Source organism: Actinobacillus genomosp. 1 (genome assembly GCF_029774175.1).
Taxonomy (GTDB): Bacteria; Pseudomonadota; Gammaproteobacteria; order Enterobacterales; family Pasteurellaceae; genus Actinobacillus.
This window is the reverse complement of the sequence record NZ_CP103834.1, coordinates 2,338,698-2,360,756: the sequence shown is the minus strand read 5'-3', so window position 1 is coordinate 2,360,756 and position 22,059 is coordinate 2,338,698. Positions and strand designations below refer to the sequence as shown.

Here is a 22,059-nt window from a genome sequence, read left to right as displayed (position 1 = left end):
GATTAAGGAAATAGAACATGAACAACAAAATCGTAAAAGCCGGCAATATTGAAGTGGCGAATGACAAGCCGTTTACTTTATTCGGTGGTATGAACGTATTAGAAAGCCGTGATATGGCAATGCGTGTCTGTGAAAAATACGTAGAAGTCACTAACAAACTCGGCGTGCCTTATGTATTTAAAGCGTCTTTCGATAAAGCGAACCGCTCGTCAATTCACTCTTACCGTGGCCCAGGTATGGAAGAAGGTTTAAAAATCTTCCAAGAATTAAAAGATACGTTCGGCGTGAGCATTATTACTGACGTACACGAAATTTATCAATGTAAACCGGTTGCGGAAGTGGTGGATATTATCCAGTTACCGGCGTTCTTAGCTCGCCAAACGGACTTAGTCGAAGCAATGGCACGTACCGGTGCAGTAATTAATGTGAAAAAACCACAATTTTTAAGCCCGGGTCAAATGGGTAATATCGTAGAAAAAATTGCGGAATGCGGTAACGAAAACGTGATTCTTTGCGACCGTGGTACCAACTTCGGCTACGATAATTTAGTGGTGGATATGCTTGGCTTTAACATTATGAAAAAAGTATCGAAAGGCTGTCCGGTCATTTTTGACGTGACTCACTCTCTACAATGCCGTGACCCGTTCGGTGCAGCATCAGGTGGTCGCCGTGATCAAGTAACTGAATTAGCTCGTAGCGGTATGGCGATCGGTTTAGCCGGTTTATTCCTTGAGGCGCATCCGGATCCGAATAATGCAAAATGTGACGGTCCGTCAGCCTTACCGTTATCAAAATTAGAAGCATTCGTTAGCCAAATGAAAGCGATTGACGATTTAGTTAAATCATTCGAAGAAATTGATACATCAAACTAATGCCTATTACCACGGGGAGTCATTACTTCTCGTGGTAAAAATTTAAGGAGCCTCCTATGACTGCACTTAATATCGTTTTTCTGGATAAAACCGGTGTGCCTACCCACGAAATCCCTCGCCCTTCCTTTCCTCATACTTGGACGGAATACGACAGTACCGATTCTTCACAAACCTTTGAGCGTGCTAAAGATGCGGATATTATTGTCACTAGCAAAGTATTACTCGGCAGAGAATTACTGGCTCAATTACCGAAACTGAAATTAATTGCGATTACCGCCACCGGTACCAATAATGTTGATTTAGTCGCGGCGAAAGAGCTGGGTATTGCAGTAAAAAACGTAACCGGCTATTCCACCACAACGGTGCCGGAACACGTTTTAGGCATGATTTTTGCGCTGAAACACAGCTTAATCGGTTATCACCGTGATCAAATCACCTCGGATCGTTGGGCGACTTGCGGACAATTCTGCTATGTCGATCATCCGGTAACCGATATTCGTGGCTCAACCTTAGGTATTTTCGGCAAAGGCAACACCGGTTCGGAGGTGGCTCGCTTAGCACAAGCGGTTGGAATGAAAGTCATTTTTGCAGAACACAAAGGTGCAACTGAAATTCGCGAAGGTTATACCGCTTTTGAAGAAGTGTTTAAGCAAGCAGATATTATTTCATTACATTGCCCGCTCACCGATTCAACTCAAAACCTGATTAACGCCGAAACCTTGGCATTAATGAAACCGACCGCTTATTTAATCAATACCGGCAGAGGCCCGTTAGTGGATGAAGCAGCATTATTAGCGGCTTTAGAACAGGGCAAGATTGCCGGTGCGGCGCTGGACGTATTAGTCAAAGAACCGCCGGAAAAAGACAATCCGTTAATGCAGGCGGCAAAACGTTTACCGAACTTATTAATTACCCCGCACGTTGCGTGGGCAAGCAATTCGGCGGTTACCACTTTAGTGAATAAAGTGACGCAGAATATGGAAGAATTTGTACTCAACGGAAAATAATTTTCTACGAAATAGCCTCATTTCCAAAAGACACAAGCGGTTTAAAATTAGCGAAAATTTGCAAAAAATTCGGTAAATTTGACCGCTTGCTTTTGTATTGGAGTGATGTAACTCAAGATAAACTATGAATTTAACAACTCTTTTTATTGCCTTTCGTTATTGGCGTTCCAAAAGTGCCGACCGGTTCGGGCGTTTGGTGACCAACTTAGCAAGTTTCGGGATCGTACTTGGCGTAATGGCATTAGTGATCGTGCTGTCGGTAATGAACGGTTTGGAGAATATGCAAAAGCGCAATTTACTTTCAACGCTGCCGCACGCCATTGTGTTACCACAAGAAGGACATTTCGATAAAAATCAATCGCTTAGCTTACCGGCATTTGCCAGTAAAAGTGTGGCGATTAATAAAACGAATGTGATTATCCAAAGCCAGCAAGGGATCAACGCCGGTCAGTTACTTGGTGTTGAGAATGAAAATGACGATCCAATGTTGATTGGCGAAGCTGTTAAAACGCTCTTACCTCAAGGTGAATTTAACGTATTGATCGGCTCACGTCTTGCTAACAAGTTAAATATTGGTAAGGGCGAAAAAATCCGCTTAATGATTACTGAAAACAGCCAATATACACCGATGGGACGTGTACCGGTTCAGCGTTTATTTAATGTGGTTGGTATTTATCATACAAATAATGAAGCGAGCGAATATACCCTTTTCGCCAACCTTGCTGATGTTGGTCGTTTACTGCGGATAACCGAAGATCAAGTGCAAGGTATGCGTCTATATTTGCAAGATCCTTTCCAAGTTACCGAACTTGGTCAATATTTCGCTGCAGATAACTACAAAATTAGTGACTGGCGAGAACAAAAAGGCGAATTTTTCCAAGCGGTTCGTATGGAAAAAAATATGATGGGTTTATTAATCAGCCTGATCATTATCGTTGCCATTTCCAATATCGTAACCTCACTTAGTCTGATGGTGGTGGATAAACAAGGTGAAATCGCCATCTTACAAACCCAAGGTTTAACTAAACGACAAGTGACACAAATTTTTATTTTCCAAGGTGCGATTGTCGGCGTAATCGGTTCGATTTTGGGTGGCATTATCGGTACGATTATCACGCTCAATTTGGATGAGATTGTGGCATTACTCAATCCGAATATTCATCTACCGACACTGATTTCGCCAATGCAGGTAGCAACCATTATCGTGACTTCGATTGTGTTGTCATTGGTTTGTACCCTTTATCCGGCATACCGAGCGGCAAAAATCGAACCGGCTCAAGCATTGAGATACGAATAGTTTTAACCACGGAATACTCGGATAACACGGAAAATAAAATGCAATAATTTCTATGTATTCCGTGTATTCTGAGGTTTACAAGAGAAACCTCGGATTGGGATATAAATATTCTTAACCACGGAATACTCGGATAGTACGGAAAAAATTCCTGTGTATTCAGTGTGTTCCGTAGTTCTAAATATTTCCACTTAAATGAAGATAAAAGCAATATGACCGAATTATTACGCTGTGAAAATATCAGCAAATTTTATGATGAGGGCAACCAAAAGGTGCAAGTCCTCAAAGACGTTTCATTTTCGATGAATAGCGGTGAATTAGTCGCGATTGTCGGCTCATCCGGTTCAGGCAAAAGCACCCTATTACATACGCTTGGCGGTTTAGATCAACCGAGTTCCGGCGAAGTTTGGATCAAACAACAATCGCTACAAAAATTAAGTGCGAATAAACTGGCGCAACTGCGTAACCAAAATCTCGGTTTCGTTTACCAATTCCATCACTTAATGGCGGATTTTACTGCGCTTGAAAATGTGATGATGCCAATGCTAATCGGTAATCAAAATAAAAGTGAAGCACGCGATCGAGCCGAAAAAATGCTACAAGCGGTCGGATTATCGCACCGAATTACCCATCGTCCCTCAGCACTTTCCGGTGGTGAACGCCAACGTGTCGCGATTGCCCGTGCATTAGTTAATCATCCGTCACTCGTGTTAGCCGATGAGCCGACCGGTAACCTCGACCAAAAAACCACCGAAAGTATTTTTGATCTGCTCAAACAACTGAATACCGAACAAAATATTGCGTTTTTGTTGGTTACTCACGACTTAAATCTGGCAAATAAATTAGCTCGCCGCTTTGTGATGCGAGACGGCGTATTAAGTGAGGCGGATTAATGAATACCCCTTTTTTTATTAGCTGGCGTTATCAACGAGGCAAACAAAAAAGTCGGCTGGTTTCGTTGATCTCACTATTTTCCAGTATTGGGATTGCACTTGGTGTAGCGGTGTTAATTATCGGCTTAAGTGCGATGAACGGTTTCGAGCGGGAACTAAATCAGCGGGTGCTTTCCGTTGTTCCGCACGCTGAACTGTATTCCTACCATGGTAATGAAAATGCCCCGATACAAGCGGGTAAAAAACTGGAAAATCTTGCAAATAGTAATCCGAATGTGACCGCTTCTTCGCCTTTTGTCAGCTTTACCGGCTTGATTGAAAACGGTACACAACTAAAAATCGCCCAAGTTCGAGGCGTTGATCCGGTTAAGCAAGATAAAGTCAGTTCACTTAGCCATTATATTCCGAGTGAACAATGGCAAGCGTTCCATCAACAAGGCGGTTTAATTCTTGGTGCCGGTATTGCTAAAGATTTGGAAGTCGCCGCCGGCGATGAAGTCACGCTATTATTGCCGCAGCCAACCGAGGACGGTAAATTGGCTCAACCGTTACGTTTCAGCTTACCGGTAACCGGCGTACTAAAATTGGAAGGGCAACTGGATCATAGCTATGCGTTATTGCCGATTGAAAAAGCCCAAGAGTTATTGGAATATCAACCGAATGAATATTCGGGCATTGAGCTGGCATTAAAAGAACCATTCAAAGTACAAGAACTGCAAATGCCGGAACTCGCCAACTTTAATCAACCGCTGTACCTCAACACTTGGATTGAAAAATTCGGCTATATGTATAACGATATTCAGCTGGTTCGCACCGTGATGTATATTGCAATGGTATTAGTGATCGGCGTGGCGTGTTTTAATATTATTTCTACGCTGATTATGGCAGTAAAAGATAAGCAAGGTGATATTGCGATTATGCGCACACTTGGTGCGAATAATAGTTTTATCAAACGTATTTTTCTGTGGTACGGTTTATTGTCCGGTATGAAAGGAGCGTTGGCAGGGATTATACTCGGCGTGATACTTTCGTTAAATTTAACCGCAATGATTAAAGCGATTGAAGGATTTTTCGGGATCAAATTGTTATCGGACGGTGTTTACTTCGTAGATTTCCTACCAAGTGAATTACATTGGCAAGATGTCGCTTATGTGTTAATCGCCACCATTGTGTTAAGTCTATTCGCCAGCCTCTATCCGGCAACCCGAGCGGCAAAATTAGAACCGGCAAAAGTGTTAAGCGGTCATTAATCTTCGGCTATTTTCAAATGCAGATAAAAAAACTCAGCTCGACGGCTGAGTTTTTTATTTAACTGTCATTAATGCACGTAACCGGCATCAATATCCGCATCCGGATTAACTTTATCGTATTTTTGTTCTTTGGTTTTACCGGTATAAATTTCCGGATTTTCCTCGCCTTCAACAATTAACTTGCCTTTTGCCCCTTTATCGGTTCTAAAAATACTGTGATCTATAAAGGTATATTCGCCCGGTACTTTCATTTCCATTTCAACCACAGTAACACCGCCTGCCGGAATCAATGTCGTTTGTACGTGATGGTTTTTAAGCGAACCGCCTTCAACATAGACCGTATCAAACGGCTTACCGATTAAATGGAATGAAGAAATTTTATTTGGTCCGGCATTACCGACAAACAAACGGACTTTCTCGCCGACTTTCGCTTTTAAAGCATTTTCGCCGGTGGTCGAACCGACTTTACCGTTAAACACCACATAATCGGGTAATTCATAGCTGGCTTTGCCCATATCGAAAATTTTCAGCTCGGGATTTGCACCGTCTTTCACATAAAATTCGTTTTGCATTAAATAAAATTCTTTATCAACTTTCGGTAAGCCCTCTTTCGGCTCCACCAGCATTAAACCGAACATCCCTTTGCCCAAATGCACCGAAACCGGATCAGCACCGCAATGGTATAAATATAATCCTGGTGACATCGCCCGAAAGGCAAATGTGGTTTGTTTACCGATTTCAGTTAAACTTGCTTTTGCACCACCGTCCGGTGCGGCGGCAGAATGGAAATCAACCGCATGCGCCATTTTACCGTTTGCCGGATTGGAAACTTGTACTTCCACCATATCGCCCTCACGCACTCGAATAAAAGGTGCCGGTGTTGAGCCGTTAAACGTCCAATATTTAAACTTCACGCCTTTTTCGATTTCCATCACTTTTTCTAAAGTTTCTAGTTTTACCACGACTTTTGCCGGCGTATTACGTGCTAACGGCTTAGGTACATTCGGTGCAACGGTTAATTCCGCCTCCACCGTCGGTAAATTTGCAACCGGAATTAAATCAAGATTTTCTACGTTTGGCTGTTCTGCCATTAGCGGAACGCCAGCTAAAAATGCTGCAAAACAGAGAGTAATAAGGGACTTTTTCATCGGTAATTCCTCGTGTGTGAAACCTTTATTTGAATTATAATGGCTAACTGTCACAGGCGGTAGGATTTGAAATAGCTTTTGCAAAACTAAACCGTTTTAGCTAAGATAAATTAACTATTTTTGACTAGATAAGAGAATACGATTATGGGCAAAATTTGGGTAACCGGCGATGCCGTTGTTGATTTAATTCCGGACGGTGAAAATCATTATTTAAAATGTGCGGGCGGTGCGCCGGCAAACGTTGCAGTGGGAGTTTCACGTTTAGGCGTTGAAGCCGGCTTTATCGGTCGAGTCGGTTTAGATCCGCTTGGCAAATTTATGCAGCAAACACTTAATGCGGAAAAGGTTTCGACCGAACATATGATTCTCGATCCGAAACAACGTACTTCCACCGTTATCGTCGGTTTAGACGACGGTGAACGCAGTTTTACCTTTATGGTAAACCCGAGTGCGGATCAATTCCTTGAAGTGGGCGATTTACCGACTTTCCAAAAAGGCGATTTCCTACATTGTTGCTCGATTGCGCTTATCAATGATCCTTCTCGCTCAACCACAATTGAAGCGATTCGCCGAGTAAAAGAAGCTGGCGGTTTCTTCTCATTTGATCCGAATTTACGTGAATCGCTTTGGGCAAGTCTTGATGAAATGAAACAAGTGGTCAATCGCGTGGTAGCGATGGCGGACGTACTCAAATTCTCTGAAGAAGAATTAACGCTATTAACCGATACCACTACGCTTGAACAAGCAACTCAAGTGATTACTGCGCAATATCCGGAGAAATTAATCATTATCACGTTAGGTAAAGACGGTGCGATTTATCACTTAAACGGTAATAGCCAAGTAGTTGCCGGTAAAGCGTTAAAACCGGTTGATACCACCGGTGCCGGCGATGCGTTCGTCAGCGGCTTACTTGCCGGTTTATCACAAGTTGAAAATTGGAAAGACGAAAGCGTATTGGTGGATGTTATTCGCAAAGCGAACGCTTCAGGCGCTTTAGCAACGACAGCAAAAGGTGCGATGTCGGCATTACCGAATAAAGCCGAACTAGAAGCGTTTTTAGCGCAATAATCATAACAAGCGGTGAAATTTCACCGCTTTTTTGCAATTTAGGATTTTATACTATGCAGATTTTCAATAACGGCAAATACAAAAGCCTACACGCCGCAGAGCAAGACGAATTAGCCACAATCCGCCAAACCGTACTTTCCGATAAGGATTTCTATCCGACCTACCATTTAGCCCCGCAAACCGGTTTATTTAACGATCCGAACGGCTTAATTTTTGACGGTGAGAAATATCATATCTTCGCGCAATGGTTCCCTTATGATGCCATACACGGTATGAAACATTGGGAACATTTTATTACCCGTGATTTCCAAACTTTTGAAAAATCCGACCGCTTGATCCCGGATGAAATGTTCGAATCACACGGTTGCTATTCGGGCGGTGCGATTATGTGGCAAGACAAAATCGTGGCGTTTTACACCGGCAATACTCGCCGTGCGAGCGATAACCAACGTGTTCCGCACCAAAACATTGCGATTTTTGATAAATCGGGCAAATTATTAGAAAAACGTTGCATTATCGACCAAGCTCCAACCGGCTATAGCGAGCACGTTCGAGATCCTAAACCGTTTATTACCGCAGAGGGTAAAATTCGCTTTGTGCTTGGCGCACAACGTGAGAACCTAACCGGAACTTGCTTAGTGTATGAAATGGACGATCTCGATAGCACGCCTCGTTTAATTTCCGAATTAGCGGTAAAAGACTTTGATAACAGTAATGTGTTTATGTGGGAATGTCCGGATCTGTTCCAACTTGGCGGTAAAAATGTGTTTGTTTGGTCGCCACAAGGTAAACTGCGTGAAGCGCATCAGTTCCAAAACAATTATCACGCGACCTATGCGCTAGGCAAATTAGACGGCAATAACTTAACCGCCGAGCATATTGAAGAACTGGATTACGGTTTTGATTTCTATGCACCGCAGTCGGTACAAAATACGGATCGCATCGTATTCGGTTGGGTCGGCTTACCGGATTTAACTTATCCGACCGATAAATATAAATGGCATTCAACCTTAAGTCTGCCACGCCAAATAAAAGTAGTAAACGGTAAAATTCAGCAAACGCCAATCGTTAAATTAGTCGCAAAACAAGCGGTCAAAATTAACCGAAAAATTACAATCGATAATCTGGATACGGCTTATTTGCAAATTTCTGTCGAAAATCAACCGCTTGTATTGAACTTCTTTAGCAATGATAAAGGACAAACATTGAGCCTACGCTATGAAAACGGCTTATTAACCTTAGATCGTAGTGAGACGGAACAAACCGAGTTAATGGAAAAATTCGGTAGCCAGCGTCATTGCGAAGTTAAGAAACTCGATAATCTAGAGATTTTCTTTGACCGTTCGGTGGTGGAAATTTTCATCAACAATGGCGAAAAAGTAATGACATCACGATTCTTTATTGCAAATCGAGTTAATCTGTTAGAAACTTCTCGTCCGCTGACCGCTCAAATCGCTCAAGTTCAGCCGATTCAAATTCAAGACGAATAATAACAATAAGCGCAAGTAAACTTGCGCTATTCGGCTTCAAACTGAGAAGCCGTCTTTTAGGAGAAAATTGTGGAATCTAAATCTAAAAAACGTTTAACGCTCAATGATATTGCAATGCTCAGCGGCGTATCTAAAACTACTGCCAGTATGATTCTCAACGGTAGAAGTGATGATTTCCGCATCAAACTTGAAACGCGCCAAAAAGTTCAAGCGATCGCCGAACAATACGGTTATCGTGCGAATATCTATGCGAAAGCGTTACAAGCGCAGCGTTCTAACGTAATCGGTTTGGTAATTCCCGATTTGACCAACTACGGCTTTGCTTCCACTGCCCGTAATCTTGAGAAACTGTGCCGAGAAAACGGTTTACAGCTTGTTATCGCTTGTTCCGACGATAATCCTCAACAAGAAAAATTGGTCATCGATCGCTTGCTTGATCGCCAAGTAGATTTACTGATTACCGCTCCGACACATCAAGACCCGAATTATTATAAGAAAATCATTAGGCATACGCCGGTCTTGCATATCGACCGCCATATTCCGAATTTGGAGCTGAATTACATTATCAGCGACGACACGCCCAGCGTAGCGAAATTGGTGGAAAATATCGTAAGAGCCTATCAACCGAAAGAATTTTTCTATTTAGGCGGACAACTTTCGCTTTCGCCGAGTGCTTCTCGTTTGGAAGGCTTTTACGAAGGCTTGGAGCAATCGCATTTAGCGGTAAAAAGCGATTGGATTTTACATAAAGATTACCAACCGGAATCGGGCTATGCAATGTTTGCCGAAGTGGTTGAGCGTTTAGGACGTTTACCGGAAGCGGTGTTTACCGCTTCTTATACCATTTTGGAAGGCGTATTGCGCTATTTAACCGAACATAAACAAATGGCGAAATTGATGAATCAAGAATTACATTTAGCCACCTTTGACGATCATCATTTACTTGACGCACTCCCTTTTCATATTCACTCGATTGCGCAAGATCACGATCAAATTGCATTAAGAACTTTCCAATTAATGCGAGAAAAACTGCAGCGTAAAACGATTAACAATGCCAAAGTAGATTGCGAAATTATTTGGCGACACTAAAACCGATACCGTTAATTTTAAAAGGATAACCTATGGCACATTTTTATGAATATTTAGAATTTAGTAGTGACGAAGACCGTGAAAATCAGCTTGAAGTTTATGTTGATGTCAAACTTGAAACGGAAACCGAAGAAAAACTCAAAGCCGTCGGCGTACAGGGCGACTGGCTGGTGATGGCGGAGCCTTATTGCCCGGACTGTGTGGAAATTGTCGCTTATTTCCAACGTATGACCAAACTCAATCCGAATATCAACGTAAAATACGTTGCCCGTAAAGATAACAAAGAGCGCAAACATTTTGACAGTGACGAGCAACAACAAGCGGTCATTTCCGCACAGAAAATTCCAAGTATCTTTGATATTCGTAACGGCAAAACCGAACTGGTTTTATGTGAATTTCCGCAATTCTTAAAACAGAAAATGGAAGCGGAACCGGAAAAATTTGATGAATTGAAAGCGGATTTCCGTATGGGTAAATTCGGCAAACAAGTGGAAGCCGAACTGTTAGAAATCCTGACTAAAGCCTAGTTACATCTCATTGCAAAAAACATAAAAAAATCCACCGCTTATAACGGTGGATTTTTTATTTATCACGATTAAACGTTTTTCATAATGCGAGAAATTCTGCCTTCGGCAATTTCTTCATCACGAATCGTCATCACTTCACAGCCTTCTTTGGTTACCACAATTTGATGTTCAAACTGTGCTGAATGGCTACGGTCTTTGGTTTTCACCGTCCAACCGTCAGGCATATTACGGATTTCTTTTTTACCCGCATTCACCATCGGCTCAATGGTAAACACCATACCTTCTTGTAACACCACTCCACCGTCATCCGAGTTATAGTGAAGCACTTGCGGATCGCAATGGAATTCGGTACCGATACCGTGACCGCAGTATTCACGCACCACCGAGAAACCTTGCTTCTCAACATATTGCTGAATGGTTTTACCGATTTCTTTTAAACGAATGCCCGGTTTTACCGTACGTAAACCGATATAAAGCGATTCTAACGTTACGTCAATTAAACGTTTATCTCGAATGCTCGGCTCGCCAACCACATACATTTTTGAGTTGTCGCCGTAGTAACCGTCTTTAATCACCGTTACGTCAATATTTAGAATATCGCCTTTTTTCAATTTACGATCCGCACTCGGAATACCGTGGCACACCACTTCGTTTAATGAAATACAAGTCGCATTCGGGAAGCCATGATAGTTTAAACACGCCGGAATCGCCTGCTGTTCGTTTACGATATATTCATGACAAATACGGTCTAATTCTGCGGTGCTTACGCCTTCTTTCACATACGGCTCAATCATTACTAATACGTCAGAGGCTAATTTACAAGCGACACGTAATTTCTCAATCTCTTCTTCGGTTCTTAATGGAATCTTGCTCATGCTGTTCTCTCTTCTTAATTCAAGCGGTTAAATTCTCAATTTTCTTGCAAATACGCAGAAAAAAGTAAGGGGATTATACCTTTTTTCAGCATAATCCCCAAACGACTATTTCAGTTTAAATTTTTTGACTAAATAATTGAGTAACACACCGTACAACGGTAAAAACAGCAATAAGCTGACAAACAGCTTAAACGCATAGTCCACTGTACCAATGGTGAACCAATGTTCCGCCATATAAGCATCATCGCTTTTATAAAACGCCACCGCAAAGAAAGCGAAGGTATCAATCAAGGTGCCGAAAATGGTCGAACACATCGGCGCAAGCCACCAAGTTTTGCCCTGACGTAAGCGGTTAAACACCACAATATCCAATAACTGCCCGACTACATAAGCACAGAAACTGGCTAAAGCGATACGGAACACAAACAGATTAAATTCGTTTAACGCATTAAAGCCTTGGAATTGTGTCTCGAAAAACAGCACTGAAATCACATAACTAATCAGCAATGCCGGCAACATTCCGACGAAAATAATTTTGCGGGCAAGGCTTGCTCCAAATACACGTACGGTTAAATCTGTCGCCAAAAACACAAACGGGAAAGTAAAAGTCCCCCAAGTGGTCGGAATCACAGTATCGCTAAACGGAATCTTTACCTCAAAAGTAATCTGCACCAAATAGTTACTGATAGCGATAATAAAGATATGGAAAAGGGAAAGTAAAACTAGAGAACGACGCTTTTGTGCGTCTGAAAAATCAATTTGAAAGTTCATATTGTTCCTTTTTAAAAATAAAAAAGCCGAGGTAAGGGAACTCGGCAACCAATTTTGAGGGGCGAATTATACGCAAGCGGTCAAATTTTGCAAATTTTTTACAAAATCCAACCGCTTGTATTATTTATTTGAACCTTCCGGATGAAGCCCGATGCCCTGATGACGCTCTTTTAATTTAGCAATCACATCGCCCCATTCAAGATTCATCGAATGCAATAATACGGTCAAGTGATAGGCTAAATCTGCCGCTTCACTTACCACTTCTTCTTTATCTTGCGACACCGCTGCTAATGCGGTTTCAACACCTTCTTCTCCCACCTTCTGAGCGATTTTCTTCACACCTTTAGTATAGAGTTTGGCGGTATAAGAGCTTTCTGGATCGGCATATTTGCGCTCGGCAAGTACTTGTTCCAATTTCGCAAACCACGTCCAATCGCCTTCAGACTGGCTCTCGAATTGATGGAAACAACTCCCTTCACCCGTATGGCAAGTCGGCCCAATTGGATTCACTAAAATCAATAAGGTATCGTTATCGCAATCCAAACTCATATCCACTACATTTAAAAAATGCCCCGAGGTTTCGCCTTTTGTCCACAAACGTTGTTTGGTGCGAGAATAGAAAGTTACCACTTTTTCCGCTAAGGTTTTATTTAATGCTTCTTGGTTCATATAGCCCAACATTAACACTTCACTGGTTTGGAAATGTTGGATAATGACGGGAAGTAATTGATCGACTTTTTGCCAGTTGATTTTGTTTTGCATATTTTTCCTAAAATTTGACTGCTTATAGTTTTGATGACTAGTCCCCCATACTAACGTATGGGGTTACGTATAATATGGTTGCTCCGCAACCTAAACTGTCGCAGAGCGACAGAACTATGCTTAACCTAGCACGTTAGTGCTAGGAATCCAATCATCTCCGAATCTCCACACCTGCTTTCGCAAGATATTCCTTCAACTCACCAATCTCAATAATCCGCTTATGGAATACGCTTGCAGCCAAAGCTCCGTCCACATTCGCCTCTACAAACGCATCTCGGAAATGCACCATTTCGCCTGCACCGCCTGAAGCGATTAACGGCACGTTGCACACATCACGCACTTTTTTCAGTTGCACCAAATCATAGCCATTACGCACACCGTCTTGGTTCATCATATTTAACACGACTTCGCCTGCTCCACGTTTTTGCACTTCTTGCACCCAGTCGAGCAGTTGCCAGTTGGTTTGGCGAGTACGTTTTTCATCGCCGGTATATTGATTAACCCAATATTTGCCGGTTTCTTTTTCAAACCAACTATCAATACCCACCACCACCGCTTGCACGCCAAAGCGATCCGCCAATGCGGTAATCAAATTCGGATCGGCAAGTGCGGGCGAATTTATCGAAATTTTATCCGCTCCGAAAGCGAATAATTTTTCTGCATCTTCAAGGGTTTTGATTCCACCCGCCACACAAAACGGAATATCGATCACTTGTGCCACACGCTCCACCCAGCTTTTATCCACCGTGCGACCGTCCGATGAGGCGGTAATGTCGTAAAACACTAACTCGTCCGCCCCTTCTTCCGCATAGCGTTTCGCAAGCGGTACAATATCGCCAATAATTTCGTGGTTGCGGAACTGCACGCCTTTGACCACCTGACCATCACGCACGTCCAAACAAGGGATTATCCGTTTTGCCAACATTCGATTGCCTCCGCCACATTAAATTTACCTTCTAACAACGCACGCCCAACGATTACGCCCGCTACGCCTGTGCCTTTCAACGCCTTGATATCGTCAAGCGAACCGATTCCGCCTGACGATTGGAAATTAATTTCAGGGTATTTGACACAGATTTCACGGTAAAGATCCACGTTCGAGCCAGCTAGCGTGCCGTCTCGGGAAATATCGGTGCATAAAACGTGCTGCAATCCGACCGCTTGATAATCTTCGATCAGCTCTTCGAGCGACACGCCACTCGCCTCTTGCCAACCGCTAATCGCAATAATTTTTTGACCGCTTGCGTCAATGTTTACGTCTAACGCCAAGACAAATTTTTCCGCACCATATTTTTCAAACCAACCCTTAACCATTGCCCGATCTTTTACTGCCGTTGAGCCAATCACCACACGATTCGCCCCCACCGCCAATAAATCCGCCACATCTTGCTCGGTACGAATACCACCGCCCACTTGGATTTGGCAATTTGTCTCCGCAATAATCTTGCCGATAAGTGCGGTCTGTCTTTTCGCAGGATCTTTCGCCCCTGTCAAATCCACCAAATGCAACTGCTCCGCTCCTTGTGCAAGGTAGCTGGCGAATTGCTCAATAGGATTGTCGGAATAAGTGGTTTGCTTGGCATAATCGCCCTGATGTAACCGCACTACCTTGCCATCAATCAAATCAAGGGCGGGGATAATTATGGATTTTTTCATTGTGTTTGTTTCCTGTATGCCTAGCACTAACCGTGCTAGGTTAATAATTGTATTGTCGCTCTGCGACAAACAAAATTGGTTGCGGAGCAACCGCACTATGTGTAACCTCATACGGCAGTATGAGGCACTAAATAAGCTCCACAAAATTCTTCAGCAACTGTGCACCATTTTTGCCTGAACGTTCGGGGTGGAACTGCACGCCGTAGAAGTTTTTGCTCGCAATCGCAGCCGAGAAAGGCACGCCATAATCAGCGGTGGCGATAGTGTTTTCATTCGGCAACACCGCATAGCTATGCACAAAATAGAAATGACTGTTTTGCTCAATGCCGTGAAATAATGGGTGATCGGCTTGATACTGAACCTTGTTCCAGCCCATATGTGGCAACGGCAAACCTGTATTGGGGATTAACTCGGTTTTGCCATTCATAAGCCCAAGCGTTCCCACATTGCCTTCAGCTGAAAATTCGGTCATTAACTGCATACCCAAACAAATACCAAGCATTGGCTGAGTGGCGTTGCGGATCGTGTCAATCAAATCACGATCTTGCAAAATCTTCATCGCAGCCACAGCAGTCCCCACACCAGGCAATAGCAACTTATCCGCCGATTTGATTTTGTCTAAATCACGACTAATCTCCGCCTGAATCCCCAAGCGATCGAATGCAAATTTTACAGATGACAGGTTTGCACAGCCTGTGTTGATGATTATTAGGTTGGTCATGATTTTTGCTCTACATTTTTATTTGATAACCTACAGCTTTTAATTCTTTAATAATTGCATAGGCTTTTTCTTCAAGGTTATTTTCAATTTTATGATATACCACACCACTAACGTCACTAGGTATCTGAGTATTTCCTTTTAAAAGACAACAAACTCTTCCTCGTCCTAATTTCCCGACAAAATATCCAAATTCAAAAATTACATTTGGTCTTGCTCTAAATTCCGTTTTTCTATCATTATCGGCTTTATCTTTCTGATCAATCGTATAACTAATTTCGTCTGGGGTTAATAAAATAAATGCAAAACCTACATCGCTGTTTTTTTCGAATTTCTCAATAATTGTTTGACCTTCATTCGTCTGCCTATGTAATACAACTGGTTCTAAACCTATTTCATGAACAAAATTTTCAACATCTAATTTGAGAGTTTCATCGTGTCCATGCACAATGAAAACTTTATTAGACAAAGCTGGCGAACTAGCGATACTTTTATCTTTTTTTAGTTCTCCATAAACATCTTGTTCTAAAGCCATTTTTAATTGTTCTAAGGCTAAAACCAATCTATTTTTTACAAAGTAAAATTGTTCCTCTCCATATCCCGAAGTTTCAGTATTGATAGCCTCATTTACTAATTTAACTGCTGCGGAATTACCATCTAATGAATCTAAAATGATGTTATGCACTCTAGTTTTGAATACTAACCATTCTGATTTATCAGGTCCTCCATAAATTCCATATTTCGTATGTCGTGTATAACTAAAATTTGTAAAATTAAATGAGTTAGCTTCAGCTAAGAGAGAATCAATTATTTTTAATTTACTATCCATAAAGAATTCCTTAAGTAGTATCCCCACACGAATCGTATGGGGTCGTTAATCCGAGCCGCGCTGAGGCTCTTTGTTGTCAGCCCCAGCGGGGCTGGGATTAGGTAGCCTAGCACAGCGCGTGCTAGGCAAGCGGTCAAATTTCCCCAAAACTTTGCAAAAATGTACTGAAAACCGACCGCACTTTTTCTCTATTGTTGGCGCGAGCGTCTCGCTTGTGCCGGTACGAACTCTAGCACGTTAATGTTATGGCACGAGTGGGACGCTCGCGCTAGCGATGTTGTGCTATTTTACAATACACCCTTCGAACTCGGTAATTCATTCCCTTCCACTTTTATGCACTGTCTTAGGGTTCTGCCGAACACTTTGAATAGGCTTTCGATTTTGTGGTGGTCGTTGTCGCCTTTGGTTTTCAGGTGGAGCGTTGCCATTAGGGTGTAGGCGATCGATTGGAAGAAATGTTCGGTCATTTCAGTGCTGAAATCGCCCACTTTGTCACGCTTGAATTTCGCTTTAAATTTGAAGTATGGGCGACCCGATAAATCCATTGTGCATTCCGCTTTGCATTCGTCCATTGGTAGCACAAAGCCGAAGCGTTGAATGCCGCGTTTGTCGCCCAACGCCTGTTTTAATGCCGTGCCGAGTGCGAGAGCTGTGTCTTCAACGGTGTGGTGTTCGTCAATCCACAAGTCGCCTTTGCATTGCACGTTCATTCTAAAACCGCCGTGGGTGGCGATTTGGTCGAGCATATGGTCGAAAAATCCCACGCCTGTGCTAATTTGGTTTACACCTGTTTCGTCTAGCCACACTTGCACTTTGATGTCGGTTTCTTTGGTGGTGCGAGCCACTTCGGAATAGCGTGGTGAGCGTTCACAAGCGGTCGTTTTTGGCAATAATTTTTCCACAATCAGATCCCAATCCAATTTTTCAGGGTGATATTGCAACGCCTGAATGCCGAGATTTTCCGCCAGTTGCACATCGGTAGCACGGTCACCGATCACAAAACTGCGATCGGGATCGAACAATTTTTTGTCGATATATTTTTTCAGCAATTTGATCTTCGGTTTACGGCAATCGCAGTTATCTTCTGGCTTATGCGGACAAATCAAAATCGCATCAAATTCAATGCCTTGCGAACGAAAAATCTCCAACATCGCATTGTGCGGTTTATCGAAATTTTCCTGTGGAAACGACTCCGTTCCCAAACCGTCTTGATTGCTGACCATCACAAAACGGTAGTGATCTTTTAATTTCAGTAACGCAGGAATCACATTGCGTTCCAGTTTGAGTTTCTCCAAGCTATCAATTTGGAAATCGGTTTTCGGCTCGTCAATTAACGTGCCGTCACGGTCGATGAATAGGGTTGGTTGCATATTGGTTCTCCTGTTTCCTAGCACTCTCGTGCTAGGCTAAGCATAGTGGCGATACTCTGTATCACTATAAATCTTTTTCAAAAAATTTTTCGTTGATTTCAATACCTGCTTCGGTCAGTAAGAATTTGGTTTCATCAACAAAATTTTGCGTTTTATGGTGTTCTTTCTGATTTTTAATGTAATTGATGATTTTTGCTTTATCTCGTTCGCAATAGGTCAAAGAGCAATATCCTCTCGACCACGCATAAAATTCAGGAAATAAATGCTTATTTTCATCAATCCATTTATGGGTTGTGGTTTTCAATTTCTGCACAAATTCCGCTACGGAAAGCGTAGGGTGCAGTTCCACCAAAAGATGAATATGATCTGGCATACCATTCACTCTATAAAGCACCGAATGATGTTCTTGCACAAAGCCCCAAATGTAGCGATAAAGATATTCTTCATTTTCTTCTACGATACTCGGTACGCCATATTTTGTACGAAAAATAATGTGGTATAGGTTTCTGGTATAGCTCATATTTCCTCCCTTTCCTAGCACTCACGTGCTAGGTTACGCATAGTGATGATGCTCCGCATCATACCAGATCGCTACGGAGTAGCGACACTATGTATAACCACGTACGTAAGTGCGTGGTACCTATATGGCTCAAGCTAAGCGAATCCCCTCCACCACTCTATCTAACTCATATCTTGTACCAATACTGATCCGAATACAATTCTGCAATCCCAAGGCTTTGTGTTGATCACGCAAAATAATGCCCTTTTCCCACAATGCTTTAAACACTTTTTGTCCGTCTTGGAATTTGACGAGAACATAGTTAGCTTCGGTATCAAAAATTTCTACCACACTTGGGATAGTTTTAAGCTGTCCGATTAACCATGCTCGGTTTTCTAGCACATTTGCCACACGTTGTTTCATCTCTGCTACCCCCTTTTCAGTTAAGGCTTGGGCTGCAATGTCGGAAACTGGCACAGGGAGCGGATAGGGGGCGATTACTTTTTGCAAAACACCGATTAATTCTTCATTAGCAAGGGTAAAACCGCAACGCAAGCCCGCTAAGGCAAAGGCTTTGGAAAGCGTGCGGATAATCGCCAAATGTGGGAAGTTAGCTAATTCGCTAACCATTGTCGCTTCAGGGCAGAATTCGATATAGGCTTCGTCCACCACTACAATCGCTCGCCCTGCGGTGATTTGCAAAAGTTTGAGCAAATCTGACCGCTTGACGAGCGTGCCGGTCGGGTTGTTTGGACTACACACAAACACCACTTTCACGCCGTCAAGATTGCGTTCGATTTCAGCTAAATTAAGCTGAAAATCAGCGGTTAAAGGCACGGTTTTGAGTGCAACACCGAAAGTTTCCGCCGATACGCTATACATTCCGTAAGTCGGTGGGCAGTAAAGCACGCTGTCGTTCGGCTCGCAGAATGCTCGGATAATCAGCTCAATGCTTTCATCGCCACCACGGGTAACGATCACATTTTCAGGTTTTACACCTGCGTATTGAGCGTAACCATTCACCACAGCGGCTGGCTGGGCTTCCGGATAGCGGTTAAAAGTGCGATTAAGTAAATCAAAGCTTGGCGAAGTTGGATATTCATTCGCATTCAGCCACACATCGCCATTGCCCCCCAAACGGCGTGCTGATTGGTAAGGGGTTAGAGCTTGCACATTTTTTCGAGAGAGTTGTGAGATTTGCATATTTTGTTCCTTCCTCCCCATACGAGCCGTATGGGGTTACTTAATCCGAGCCACTCTGTGGCTCTTTATCTTCTAATTTTCAGCCCCAGCGGGGCTGGGATTATCGATCCTAGGACGGCTCGTCCTAGGCAATCTTCGCCAACCGAATCGAAACCGCCTGTTTATGCGCTTCCAATTGTTCCGCACTTGCCATTACTTCCACCGTTTTTGCCAAATCTTTGAAACCTTGCGGCGTGAGTTCTTGCACGGTCATTCGTTTACTGAAATCCGCCAAGCCTAGACTTGATGTAGTACGGGTGTAGCCGTAGGTCGGTAGCACGTGGTTGGTACCGCTGGCGTAATCGCCCATACTCTCAGGAGAATATGCGCCTAAGAAAATCGAACCTGCGTTATCGAGTTGGTCGAGCAAAGAGCGGGCGTTTTCTACTTGAACAACCAAGTGTTCCGGTGCATATTCATTGCTGATTTCGACCGCTTGTTCAAGGCTTTCAGCGATGAAAATTCGGCTGTGTTCTAGTGCTTTGCAAGCTGTCTCTTTTCTCGGTAATGTTGCAAGTTGGCGGTCGATAGCAAGTGCAGTCTGTTTTGCCAAGGTTTCGCTTGGCGTTACCAAAATCACTTGGCTATCTGCACCGTGTTCCGCTTGGGAAAGTAGGTCGCTTGCCACAAAATCAGAATCAGCATTTTCATCCGCCAACACTAACACTTCCGAAGGGCCTGCCTGCATATCAATCGCTGCACCGTTTACGCTTTGCGACACTTGGCGTTTCGCTTCGGTTACAAAGCTATTACCCGGCCCGAAAATTTTATCCACTTTCGCCACCGTTTCCGTACCATACGCCATTGCCACAATCGCTTGTGCGCCTCCCACTTGGTAAATAGTTTCTACGCCACAGAGATCCGCTGCATATAAAATCGCATCGGCAATCGGCGGAGGTGAGCAAAGTACCACTTTTTTACAACCGGCGATTTTTGCCGGAATCGCTAACATTAATACAGTCGAAAATAGCGGTGCAGAACCGCCCGGAATATACAAGCCAACTCGGTTAATCGGGCGAGTTACCACTTGGCAACGCACGCCTGCTTGGGTTTCTATATCCACTGGCTGTGGAATTTGTGCGGTATGAAATTTTTCGATATTCGCTTTGGCATTTTGGATCGCTTGTTTTAGCTCGTCCGATAAACGATCACTTGCCGCTTGGAGCTGTGCTTTTGAAACGACAAGGCTATCTAATTTCACTTTGTCGAATTTTTCAGAAAGCTCAAGTAACGCCTTGTCACCATTTGCCAATACGTTTTCACGAATAGAATCGACCGCCTGTTGAATATTGAACGCAGAGCTAATCGCAGGGCGAGTAAGTGCCGCTTGGCGTTGTTGTTCGGTTAAGTTTTTCCAAATTAGGGTTTGCATTTTGTTCTCCATTTTCATTTTTAAATCTCCTCTATCCCCTCTTTACGAAAGAGGGGAGACTTTTCTTTCTCCGTTTATTCCCCCTCTTTGATAAAGAGGGGGTTAGGGGGAGATTTCTACGCCAACATCTTCTCAATCGGTAGTACTAGCACCGAGCTTGCGCCCATTGCTTTGAGTTGTTCCATCGTTTCCCAAAACAAGTTTTCTTGGCTAACCACGTGCATGGCAACACGGGCGGAGTCATTGGCGAGCGGGAGAATGGTTGGATTTTCCACACCCGGTAAAAGTGCGGTGATTTCTTTGAGTTTATCTTTTGGTGCGTGCAGCATAATGTATTTACTTTCCGCCGCTTGTTGTACGCCTTGAATACGGGTAAGTAGCCGATCGACTAACGCTTGTTTTTCGGCTGAAAGCGGTTCGGCACGTTGAATCAAGCAGGCTTTGGATTGATAAATCACTTCCACTTCTTTTAAGCCGTTCGCTTCAAGCGTTGCACCGGATGAAACCAAGTCGCAAATCGCATCGGCTAAACCAGCGGAAGGGGCGACTTCGACAGAGCCGTTAAGTAAGGTGCTTTTAAACACTACGCCCTTTTCGTTCATATAGCGTTTGAGTAAGTTCGGATAGCTGGTGGCAATGCGTGAATTAACAAAGTCTTGCACGCCGTTATAAGTGCGGTCACGATCAATCGCTAACGACAAGCGGCAGCCGCCGAAATCCAAGGTACGTAATTTTTTATATTCGATTTTTTCGCCTCGAGCAAGACGACCGAGTTCCTCTTCTTCCAGTACATTTTCACCGATAATGCCGAGATCCACCACGCCTTCAAAAACCAAGCCCGGGATATCGTCATCACGCACCCGTAAAATTTCAATCGGCATATTTTCCGCATAAGCGATTAAACGTTGTTCGTTCCAGTTAATTTTCACGCCGCATTGCTTGAGTAATTCGTTGCAATCTTTGCTTAAACGCCCTTTCTTCTGCAGAGCGATACGTAAACGGTTTGTGGTTGTCATTTTGTCTTTCCCATGTTGTGTTTAAATTTCGGATATAAAAAACCTCTCGAAAGTTGCCTTCCGAGAGGTTATGTATTTTGCTGCGATATGCGATTTTGCTTTATACGTACTCGGAAGATTTTCTATCTTCCGACCACACTCAAATGCCCGAAAGATATCAGGTTGAATGATGGTGATGATGAGTACGGATAAAGTTCATAATAGCTTTCTCAATATAAATTTGTTGAATTGCTTTTTAACATACGCCTAAAATTTATAGATTGCAAGCTGTTTTTTTAAAAATTTTTTACTCGTTAGAATAAATTCGCAAT

General features: G+C 43.1%; 21 protein-coding genes, 1 pseudogene and 1 other annotated feature. Of the genes and pseudogenes, 9 read left to right on the top strand and 13 right to left on the bottom strand.

Annotation, left to right across the window (positions count from 1 at the left end; translation table 11 throughout):
• The first annotated feature begins 17 nt into the window (after nucleotides 1-17).
• The 5 genes from kdsA (at nucleotide 18) to lolE (ending at nucleotide 5,316) form a co-directional block, all read left to right on the top strand.
• Complete coding sequence (gene kdsA / locus NYR63_RS11220) at nucleotides 18-872, top strand: 3-deoxy-8-phosphooctulonate synthase (RefSeq protein ID WP_279457579.1); 855 nt, start codon at nucleotides 18-20, stop codon at nucleotides 870-872.
• Nucleotides 873-928: 56 nt separating this feature from the next.
• A complete protein-coding gene (locus tag NYR63_RS11215) occupies nucleotides 929-1,879 on the top strand; it encodes a 2-hydroxyacid dehydrogenase (RefSeq protein ID WP_279457578.1) in 951 nt (316 codons plus the stop codon).
• A gap of 124 nt (nucleotides 1,880-2,003) precedes the next feature.
• Nucleotides 2,004-3,176, top strand: a complete 1,173-nt coding sequence (locus tag NYR63_RS11210) for a lipoprotein-releasing ABC transporter permease subunit (RefSeq protein WP_279457577.1) — start codon at nucleotides 2,004-2,006, stop codon at nucleotides 3,174-3,176.
• A 209-nt stretch (nucleotides 3,177-3,385) separates the two neighbouring features.
• On the top strand, nucleotides 3,386-4,066 hold the full coding sequence (gene lolD, locus NYR63_RS11205) for a lipoprotein-releasing ABC transporter ATP-binding protein LolD (RefSeq protein ID WP_279457576.1): 681 nt from the start codon (nucleotides 3,386-3,388) through the stop codon (nucleotides 4,064-4,066).
• The gene (lolE, locus tag NYR63_RS11200; protein WP_279457575.1) at nucleotides 4,066-5,316 is read left to right on the top strand and encodes a lipoprotein-releasing ABC transporter permease subunit LolE; all 1,251 of its coding nucleotides are present in this window, start codon (nucleotides 4,066-4,068) and stop codon (nucleotides 5,314-5,316) included. Before lolD ends, lolE begins: the two co-directional genes overlap by 1 nt.
• Nucleotides 5,317-5,384: 68 nt before the next feature.
• Here the strand turns inward: lolE and nirK are convergent, their stop codons facing one another.
• Nucleotides 5,385-6,464, bottom strand: coding sequence for a copper-containing nitrite reductase (nirK, locus tag NYR63_RS11195; protein ID WP_279457574.1), 1,080 nt, complete (start codon nucleotides 6,462-6,464; stop codon nucleotides 5,385-5,387).
• A gap of 144 nt (nucleotides 6,465-6,608) precedes the next feature.
• On the opposite strand from nirK, the gene NYR63_RS11190 reads away from it, so the two are divergent.
• The 4 genes from NYR63_RS11190 to NYR63_RS11175 all read left to right on the top strand — a co-directional run bounded on the left by NYR63_RS11190 (nucleotide 6,609) and on the right by NYR63_RS11175 (nucleotide 10,638).
• Nucleotides 6,609-7,532: an aminoimidazole riboside kinase gene (locus NYR63_RS11190; RefSeq protein ID WP_279457573.1), complete on the top strand. Its 924-nt coding sequence runs from the start codon at nucleotides 6,609-6,611 to the stop codon at nucleotides 7,530-7,532.
• A 53-nt stretch (nucleotides 7,533-7,585) separates the two neighbouring features.
• On the top strand, nucleotides 7,586-9,022 hold the full coding sequence (locus NYR63_RS11185; RefSeq protein ID WP_279457572.1) for a glycoside hydrolase family 32 protein: 1,437 nt from the start codon (nucleotides 7,586-7,588) through the stop codon (nucleotides 9,020-9,022).
• A 69-nt stretch (nucleotides 9,023-9,091) separates the two neighbouring features.
• Entirely contained in the window at nucleotides 9,092-10,111 is a 1,020-nt protein-coding gene (locus NYR63_RS11180; RefSeq protein WP_279457571.1) for a LacI family DNA-binding transcriptional regulator, read from the top strand.
• Between the two features lie 32 nt (nucleotides 10,112-10,143).
• Nucleotides 10,144-10,638: a thioredoxin family protein gene (locus tag NYR63_RS11175; protein WP_039709463.1), complete on the top strand. Its 495-nt coding sequence runs from the start codon at nucleotides 10,144-10,146 to the stop codon at nucleotides 10,636-10,638.
• 68 nt (nucleotides 10,639-10,706) lie between these two features.
• Here the strand turns inward: NYR63_RS11175 and map are convergent, their stop codons facing one another.
• The 12 genes and pseudogenes from map to hisG all read right to left on the bottom strand — a co-directional run bounded on the left by map (nucleotide 10,707) and on the right by hisG (nucleotide 21,748).
• Nucleotides 10,707-11,513, bottom strand: coding sequence for a type I methionyl aminopeptidase (gene map, locus NYR63_RS11170; RefSeq protein WP_275217289.1), 807 nt, complete (start codon nucleotides 11,511-11,513; stop codon nucleotides 10,707-10,709).
• A 105-nt stretch (nucleotides 11,514-11,618) separates the two neighbouring features.
• The gene (locus NYR63_RS11165) at nucleotides 11,619-12,284 is read right to left on the bottom strand and encodes a 7-cyano-7-deazaguanine/7-aminomethyl-7-deazaguanine transporter (RefSeq protein WP_279457570.1); all 666 of its coding nucleotides are present in this window, start codon (nucleotides 12,282-12,284) and stop codon (nucleotides 11,619-11,621) included.
• A 120-nt stretch (nucleotides 12,285-12,404) separates the two neighbouring features.
• A pseudogene (gene hisIE / locus NYR63_RS11160) lies at nucleotides 12,405-13,058 on the bottom strand (bifunctional phosphoribosyl-AMP cyclohydrolase/phosphoribosyl-ATP diphosphatase HisIE); the annotation flags it as partial.
• A gap of 139 nt (nucleotides 13,059-13,197) precedes the next feature.
• The gene (gene hisF, locus NYR63_RS11155) at nucleotides 13,198-13,971 is read right to left on the bottom strand and encodes an imidazole glycerol phosphate synthase subunit HisF (protein WP_279457569.1); all 774 of its coding nucleotides are present in this window, start codon (nucleotides 13,969-13,971) and stop codon (nucleotides 13,198-13,200) included.
• Nucleotides 13,953-14,702, bottom strand: a complete 750-nt coding sequence (hisA, locus tag NYR63_RS11150; protein WP_279457568.1) for a 1-(5-phosphoribosyl)-5-[(5-phosphoribosylamino)methylideneamino]imidazole-4-carboxamide isomerase — start codon at nucleotides 14,700-14,702, stop codon at nucleotides 13,953-13,955. Before hisA ends, hisF begins: the two co-directional genes overlap by 19 nt.
• 127 nt (nucleotides 14,703-14,829) lie before the next feature.
• A complete protein-coding gene (hisH, locus tag NYR63_RS11145; RefSeq protein ID WP_279457567.1) occupies nucleotides 14,830-15,423 on the bottom strand; it encodes an imidazole glycerol phosphate synthase subunit HisH in 594 nt (197 codons plus the stop codon).
• Nucleotides 15,424-15,433: 10 nt separating this feature from the next.
• Nucleotides 15,434-16,249 (bottom strand): nucleotide-binding protein, encoded by an 816-nt coding sequence (locus NYR63_RS11140; RefSeq protein WP_279457566.1) that lies wholly within the window; start codon nucleotides 16,247-16,249, stop codon nucleotides 15,434-15,436.
• A 287-nt stretch (nucleotides 16,250-16,536) separates the two neighbouring features.
• Entirely contained in the window at nucleotides 16,537-17,619 is a 1,083-nt protein-coding gene (gene hisB, locus NYR63_RS11135; protein WP_279457565.1) for a bifunctional histidinol-phosphatase/imidazoleglycerol-phosphate dehydratase HisB, read from the bottom strand.
• 64 nt (nucleotides 17,620-17,683) lie between these two features.
• Nucleotides 17,684-18,139 carry an IS200/IS605 family transposase gene (gene tnpA, locus NYR63_RS11130; protein WP_279457564.1) on the bottom strand — a complete coding sequence of 152 codons (456 nt, stop codon included), beginning with the start codon at nucleotides 18,137-18,139 and terminating at the stop codon, nucleotides 17,684-17,686.
• Between the two features lie 129 nt (nucleotides 18,140-18,268).
• A complete protein-coding gene (gene hisC, locus NYR63_RS11125; protein WP_279457563.1) occupies nucleotides 18,269-19,321 on the bottom strand; it encodes a histidinol-phosphate transaminase in 1,053 nt (350 codons plus the stop codon).
• A 124-nt stretch (nucleotides 19,322-19,445) separates the two neighbouring features.
• A complete protein-coding gene (gene hisD, locus NYR63_RS11120) occupies nucleotides 19,446-20,732 on the bottom strand; it encodes a histidinol dehydrogenase (protein WP_279457562.1) in 1,287 nt (428 codons plus the stop codon).
• Nucleotides 20,733-20,848: 116 nt separating this feature from the next.
• Entirely contained in the window at nucleotides 20,849-21,748 is a 900-nt protein-coding gene (gene hisG, locus NYR63_RS11115) for an ATP phosphoribosyltransferase (protein WP_279457561.1), read from the bottom strand.
• A 34-nt stretch (nucleotides 21,749-21,782) separates the two neighbouring features.
• Nucleotides 21,783-21,927: a sequence feature (His leader region), on the bottom strand.
• Nucleotides 21,928-22,059: the final 132 nt, after the last annotated feature.